We start from the raw sequence: 7054 nt of genomic DNA on the forward strand, positions 1-7054 counted from the left end.
CCGCCTGGCGCGGCAGGGCTGGTTGCGGGGCGAGGCCGTGGCGCCCGAGCTGGCCGCGCCGCTCTACGTGCGCGACAAGGTGGCGTTCACCACCGCCGAGCGCATGCGCGGGGAGGGCGGCAATCCCAAGGCTCAGCCGTCTTTGACGCCCTGGGTGCCCCAGCCGATGACCGATGCCGATCTGGACGAGGTCGTGGCGGTGGAGGCGCACGTGCAAGCCTTTCCCTGGACCCGCGGCAATTTCGCGGACGCCCTGGCGGCCGGCTACGGCGCCTGGGTGCTGCGGCGCGAAGGCCGGCTGGCGGGGTTTTGCGTGCTCATGTTTGCGCCCGACGTGGCGCACCTGCTGGTGATTGCCGTGGCCAAGCCGCTGCATCGCCAAGGCCTGGGCGGCGTGCTGCTCGACTGGTGCGAGCAGCAGGCGCGTGAACGCGGCGTGGAGGGCGTGCTGCTGGAAGTGCGCCCGTCCAACGAGTCGGCCATCAATTTCTACAAGCGGCACGGGTATTTGCAGATCGGCGTGCGGCGGGGTTATTACCCGGCCGAAAAAGGCGGCAGGGAAGATGCCCTGGTCATGCAGAAGCGTTTCGCGGCGGACGGAGCGGCGGCATGAGCCAGCCTACTGCAGCGCCGCCGTCGGCCGCGCCTCGCGTCAATCCGCTGCAGCGCATCTGGCTGCGCGAGATCGGCATGGAGCGGCTGTGGTTGCGCCCCGCGCCCGCGTCCAGCCGGCCAGCGGTTGAGCCGCAAGCCCCTGTTTCCAAGGAGGTTTTGACGGGGGATGCGCAGGCGCCCGCGGTCAAGTCGCCGCTCGCGCCGCAACCCGCCGAGGTCGCAATGCCGGTAGCTGCTGCGCCGGTCTCCGCGACGCCAGTTTCTGAAGCCCCGGCTCCGGGCGCATCGACCCCGGCCGTGCCGGCTTCCGGCCGCCCCGGCATACCGGCTTCGATCCTGACCCGTAGCGGTCCGCCGCCGCGCCCGGTCCCCAAGGCAGCGGAGGAGGCCGCGCCGCCGCCGCCGGTGCCAGTGGCCGAAGCAATCCGCAATGCCACGCTGGAAGAAATGCAAGACCTGGTTGTGGCCTGCGCCGCCTGTGGCCTGTGCAAGGGCCGCCGCAACGCGGTCTTTGGCCATGGCGGCCAGCCCACGCGCTGGCTGGTGGTGGGCGAGGCTCCCGGCGAGCAAGAGGACCGGCAGGGGCAGCCCTTTGTGGGCCGCTCGGGCCAGTTGCTGGACGCCATGCTGTCGTCGGTGTCCATGAGCCGTGAGCGCGACGTGTTCATCACCAACGTCATCAAGTGCCGCCCGCCCGGCAACCGCAATCCCAAGCCGGAGGAAATCGCGGCTTGCAGCCCTTATCTGATGCGTCAGATCGCGCTGCTCAAGCCCGAGCGGATCCTGGTGCTGGGCCGTTTCGCCGCGCAGACGCTGTTGGGCACGGACGCCACGATAGGCAGCCTGCGCGGGCGCATCCACCAGTTGAAAACGGACGAAGGGGTGGAGATTCCGGTGATCGTCAGCTACCACCCGGCCTACCTGCTGCGCAGCCCCAGCGAGAAGGCGCGCGCCTGGCAGGACCTGCGCCTGGCGGTGGCGCGGCTGGGCTGAGCCCGGCCCGGCTGACCTTCAGGCAATGAAAAACCGGGCCTCAGCCCGGTTTTTCATTAATACGGAATCGCCGCGCCTAGTGCGAGGAGTCCAGCGCGCGGCCGTGGCCTTCCTGGCCGATCTGCTCGTGCAGTTCGGGATTGGCCTGCAGGTTGCGCTTGCTCCAGCGCATGAAGACCACCATCAGCACGGCAACCACGGTGCCGAAGATCACGATGATGATGTTGATGGGCAGTTGCAGCCACAGCAGCAGCGTGTACATGGCCACCATCAGCAGGATGTTGAGTTGCTCGTTGAAGTTCTGCACGGCGATGGAATGGCCCGCCGACAGCAGCACGTGGCCGCGATGTTGCAGCAGCGCATTCATCGGCACCACGAAGAAGCCCGCCAGACCGCCCGTGATCAGCAGCAGCAGGTAGACGCTCCAGGGCGAGTAGACCAGCGGCATCAGCAGCACCACCAGGCCCATCGCGGCACCGACCGGCAGCACGGCCAGCGCGCGCCGCAGCGGAATGCGGCCCGCCAGGATGGAACCGACCACCGTGCCCAGCGCGGCCACGCCCATCAGCATCGAGGCCTTGTCCAACTGGTATCCCAGGTGGCTGCGGCCCCATTCGATGACGATCAGCTGCAGCGTCGCACCCGCGCCCCAGAACAGGGTGGTGACGGCCAGCGAGATCTGGCCCAGCTTGTCTTTCCACAGCACACAGACATAGCCCCAGAACGTGCGGATCAGCCGCACCGGGCTCTTTTGCTGCGGGGGGTAGCGCACGTGGGTGTGCGGAATCAGCAGGTTGCACAGCGCCGCCAGCAGGTAGACGAAGGCGATGACCAGGATCGCGGCCTCGGCCGGCGTGTGGACCAGCTTGCCGATGAAGGAATGGCTGAGCAGGGCAGTGGAGACGGAGGACGAAATCAGTACGCCGCCCAACACCGTGCCCAGGATGATGGAGAAGACTGTCAGGCCCTCGATCCAGCTATTGCCCTTGACCAGCATGGTCGGGGGCAGCATTTCGGTGACGATGCCGTATTTGGCGGGGGAGTAGGCCGCGGCGCCGATGCCGACGATGGCGTAGGCCGCGCAGACCAGGTACGTCTGGTACTGGGGGGCGACGCCGATGCTGGCATACGAGAACATCAGCATGCAGCCGACCACTTTCAGCGCGTTGGTGGAGAACATCACGCGGCCTTTGGGGAAGGAGTCCGCCAGGGCCCCGACGAAGGCCGCCAGGACCACATAGGCCAGCGCGAACGACCACTTCATCATGGGCGCCATCCAGTCTGGCCCATGCAGCTCCTGTATCAAGGCGATGGCTGCAATGAACAGCGCGTTGTCCGCCAATGACGAGAAGGCCTGCGCGGCCATGACCAGATAGAAACCACGTTTCAAGAATGTCCCCGTTCTTAGGCCTGGCCCCGGCCAGTCCGCGTGAAAATTTGTGTGTCGCGCAAAAAAGTGTCAGGGAGTATAGCCGGACCCCAGGCGGCGGCCATTGAGCGTTTGCCCGCGGGTTGACCGCCGGCAAGCCTCAGGGACAACTCGTCTTGACCCTTGCTGACGTTTGGGGACAGACTGCCTGCGGTATCATACGACTCATATGTCCGCCGGCCCTCCAGGGCCGGTTTGCAATCTGTGCGGCAGGTCCGTTAACGCCTTTCGTTCAACCCACCCCGTCGTCATCGTACTGTGCGTCTTACTCAGCTAAAACTCGCCGGCTTCAAGTCCTTCGTCGATCCCACCGTGATTCCCGTGCCCAGCCAACTGGTGGGCGTGGTGGGTCCCAATGGCTGCGGAAAATCGAACATCATTGACGCCGTGCGCTGGGTGCTGGGCGAGGCCAAGGCCTCGGAACTGCGCGGCGAGTCCATGCAGGACGTCATTTTCAACGGCTCAGGCAACCGCAAGCCGGCGGCGCGGGCCTCGGTGGAAATGGTGTTCGACAACAGCGAAGGGCGCGCCGCCGGTCAGTGGAGCACCTACGCCGAAATCGCCGTGCGCCGCGTGCTGACCCGCGACGGCACCAGCAGTTACTTCGTCAACAACCAGCAGGTCCGGCGCCGCGACATCCACGACATCTTCCTGGGCACCGGCCTGGGCGCCCGGGGCTACGCCATCATCGGCCAGGGCATGATCAACCGCCTGATCGAGGCGCGCCCCGAAGAACTGCGGGTGTTCCTGGAAGAGGCGGCCGGGGTGTCGCGCTACAAGGAACGGCGCCGCGAGACCGAGAACCGCCTGTCCGACACGCGCGAGAACCTGACCCGCGTCGAAGACATCCTGCGCGAACTCAACAGCCAGCTGGAAAAGCTGGAAGCGCAGGCCGAAGTGGCCACGCGCTACCGCGAGCTCCAGGCCGACGGCGAAAAGAAGCAGCACGCGCTGTGGTTCCTGAAGGAAACCGGGGCACGCGAAGAGCGCGCCAAGAAGGCCCAGGAGATGGCGCAGGCCCAGAACGAGCTGGAAGCCGCCATCGCCGGCCTGCGGGCGGGCGAGGCTGCGCTCGAATCCCGGCGCCAGGCCCACTACGCCGCCAGCGACGCGGTGCATACCGCCCAGGGCGGGCTGTACGAGGCCAACGCCCAGGTCAGCCGCCTGGAAGCCGAAATCCGCCACGTGGTGGATTCCCGCAACCGCCTGCAGGCGCGCCGCGATCAGCTGCAGCAGCAGATCGGCGAGTGGACCGCCCAGCGCGAACATTGCACCGAACAAATTGCCCAGGCCGAGGAAGACCTGGCCGCCGGCGCCGCCCGCACCGAAGAGGCGCGCGCCAAGGCCGAGGACGCCCAGGCTGCGCTGCCGTCCGTGGAGCAGCGCGTACGCGAAGCCGCCTCGGGGCGCGACGAGATGCGCGCCGCGCTGGCCCGCGTCGAACAGAATCTGGCCCTGGTGGCCCAGTCACAGCGCGACGCCGACCGCCAGATGCAGGCGCTGGACCAGCGCCGCGAACGCCTGCAGCAGGACTTGCGCGAACTGCACAGCCCCGATCCGGTGCGCCTGGAGCAACTGGCCGGCGACCGCGTCGCCGGCGAGGACCAGCTCGAGGAAGCCCAGGAAGAGCTGGCCACCCTGGAAGGCCGCGTGCCGGAAGCGGATGCCGAGCGCAGCCGCGCCCAGGCCGCCGCCCAGACCGACGTACAGAACCTGGCGCGCCTGGAGGCCCGCCTGTCGGCCCTGGTAAAGCTGCAGGAAGACGTGCAGAAGCAGGGGGCGCTGGAACCCTGGCTGGCCAAGCATGAGCTGGCCGGGCTGTCGCGCCTGTGGCAGAAGCTGCACATCGAGCCCGGTTGGGAAACCGCCCTGGAAGCCGCCCTGCGCGAGCGCATGGCCTCCATGGAAGTGCGTAACCTGGATTGGGCCCGCGCCTTCGCCGAGGATGCGCCGCCCGCTCGTCTGGCCTTCTATCAGTTGCCCGTCGCGGCGCCGGCGCCCGCCGCGCCTGCCGGCCTGACGCCCTTGGCCAGCCTGCTGCGCATCACCGATCCCGACCTGCGCACCTTGCTGAACGAATGGCTGGGCGGCATCTACACGGCTACCGACGTGACGCAGGCCCTGGCCATGCGCGCCAGCCTGCCAGCGGGCAGCGCCTGCGTGGTCAAAGCCGGCCATCTGGTCGACGCCCACAGCGTGCGCTTCTACGCGCCGGATTCCGAGCAGGCCGGCCTGCTGGCGCGCCAGCAGGAGATCGAGAACCTGCAACGCGAGATCAAGGCGCAGCAACTGATTGCCGACCAGGCGCGGGCCGCGGTCGCCCGCGCCGAAGTCGCCTGGCAGCAGGTGTCCCAGGCCATCGCGCCGGCGCGCCAGCGTGTGGCGGAAGTCACCCGTCGGGTGCATGACATCCAACTGGAGCACTCGCGCCTGCAGCAGCAGGCCGAGCAATCCGGCGAACGCGCCTCGCGCCTGCGCCAGGACCTGGAAGAGATCAAGGTCCAGGAAGAAGACCTGCGCGCCGCCCGCGAGGAGGCCGAGGCCCGCTTCGAGGCCTTGGACGAAGAACTGGCCGAACACCAATCGCGTTTCGCCGACGCCGAGATCGACGGTGAAACCCTGGCAGCCCAGGCGGAAGCGGCCCGTGCCGGCCTGCGCGAACTGGAACGCGCCGCCCAGGAAGCCGAATTTGCCGAACGCGGCATCCAGGTCCGCATCACCGATCTGCAGCGCAACCAGCAGTTGGCCGCCGACCAGAGCCAGCGCGGCAGCGTCGAGCTGGAGCAGCTGCTGGTGGACCTGGCCGAGCTGGACGCCTCGGCGTCCCAGGCCGGCTTGCAGGATGCCCTGGAAGCCCGCGCCGAGCGCGAGGAAGCGCTGTCGCGCGCGCGCCAGGAACTCGAAAACCTGGCGGCCCTGTTGCGCGGCGCGGATGAAGACCGCCTGCAGCAAGAGCAGACGCTGGAACCGCGGCGCGCCCGCATCATGGAACTGCAGCTGCAGGAGCAGGCCGCCCGCCTGGCCGAGGAACAGTTCACCGAACAGCTGAACGCGCGCGAAGTCGACCGCGAGGCGTTGGCCCAGGATCTGGCCAACCAGCCCGACGAATGGCGCCGCGCCAGCTGGCTGCAGTCGGAAGTCGGCCGCATTTCGCGCCAGATCGAATCCCTGGGCTCGGTCAACCTGGCCGCGCTGGACGAATTGAACACCTCGCGCGAGCGCAAGGGCTTCCTGGATTCGCAGAACCAGGACCTGATGAGCGCCATCGAGACCCTCGAGGACGCCATCCGCAAGATCGACCGCGAGACCCGCGAGCTGCTGCAAGAGACCTTCAACGTCGTCAACGGCCACTTCGGCGAGCTGTTCCCCAAGCTGTTCGGCGGCGGCGAGGCCAAGCTCACCATGACGGGCGAGGAAATCCTCGACGCCGGCGTGCAGGTCATGGCCCAGCCTCCCGGCAAGCGCAACAGCACCATCCACCTGCTGTCCGGCGGCGAAAAGGCCCTGACCGCGACGGCCCTGGTGTTCGCGCTGTTCAAGCTCAATCCCGCGCCGTTCTGCCTGCTGGACGAGGTGGACGCGCCGCTGGACGACGCCAACACGGAGCGCTACGCGAATCTGGTCGCCAACATGAGCGAGCAGACCCAGTTCCTGTTCATCTCGCACAACAAGATCGCAATGCAGATGGCCAAGCAACTGATCGGTGTAACCATGCAAGAGCAAGGGGTTTCGCGTATCGTTGCGGTAGACATAGACTCGGCCGTCCAGATGATGGCCTCCGAAGCGGCATAAACCCAATATTCAGAAGGGCGTCGGGGTTTCGGCGCGGGATTTATACATGAGTGATTTGCAGATCGGGCTGATAGCCCTGGGCGTATTGCTGATACTGCTGGTGCTGGGATTCAACTGGTGGCAGGACCGGCGTGTCCGGCGCAAGATGCAGACCCATTTCCCCTCCACCGAACAGGATCCGTTGTTGGGCGCGGGCGCGGCAGCCGGCGCCTCGTCGGCAACGAG

4 protein-coding genes are annotated in these 7054 nt (G+C 67.5%); 3 read left to right on the forward strand and 1 reads right to left on the reverse strand.

Annotated elements, in window-relative coordinates; translation table 11 throughout:
• Both rimI and VIR09_RS10870 read left to right on the forward strand, forming a co-directional pair.
• The coding region (gene rimI / locus VIR09_RS10865) for a ribosomal protein S18-alanine N-acetyltransferase (RefSeq protein WP_332012879.1) at positions 1-613 on the forward strand (613 nt) is incomplete at its 5' end.
• On the forward strand, positions 610-1608 hold the full coding sequence (locus VIR09_RS10870) for a uracil-DNA glycosylase (protein WP_332012880.1): 999 nt from the start codon (positions 610-612) through the stop codon (positions 1606-1608). The genes rimI and VIR09_RS10870, both read left to right, overlap by 4 nt.
• A gap of 76 nt (positions 1609-1684) precedes the next feature.
• Here VIR09_RS10870 and lplT read toward each other — a convergent pair whose 3' ends face one another.
• A complete protein-coding gene (lplT, locus tag VIR09_RS10875; protein ID WP_332012881.1) occupies positions 1685-2998 on the reverse strand; it encodes a lysophospholipid transporter LplT in 1314 nt (437 codons plus the stop codon).
• 297 nt (positions 2999-3295) lie between these two features.
• On the opposite strand from lplT, the gene smc reads away from it, so the two are divergent.
• Positions 3296-6829, forward strand: coding sequence for a chromosome segregation protein SMC (gene smc, locus VIR09_RS10880; RefSeq protein WP_332012882.1), 3534 nt, complete (start codon positions 3296-3298; stop codon positions 6827-6829).
• The last annotated feature ends 225 nt before the right edge of the window (positions 6830-7054 follow it).

The organism is Achromobacter sp. (assembly GCF_036567245.1).
Classification (GTDB): domain Bacteria; phylum Pseudomonadota; class Gammaproteobacteria; order Burkholderiales; family Burkholderiaceae_B; genus Achromobacter.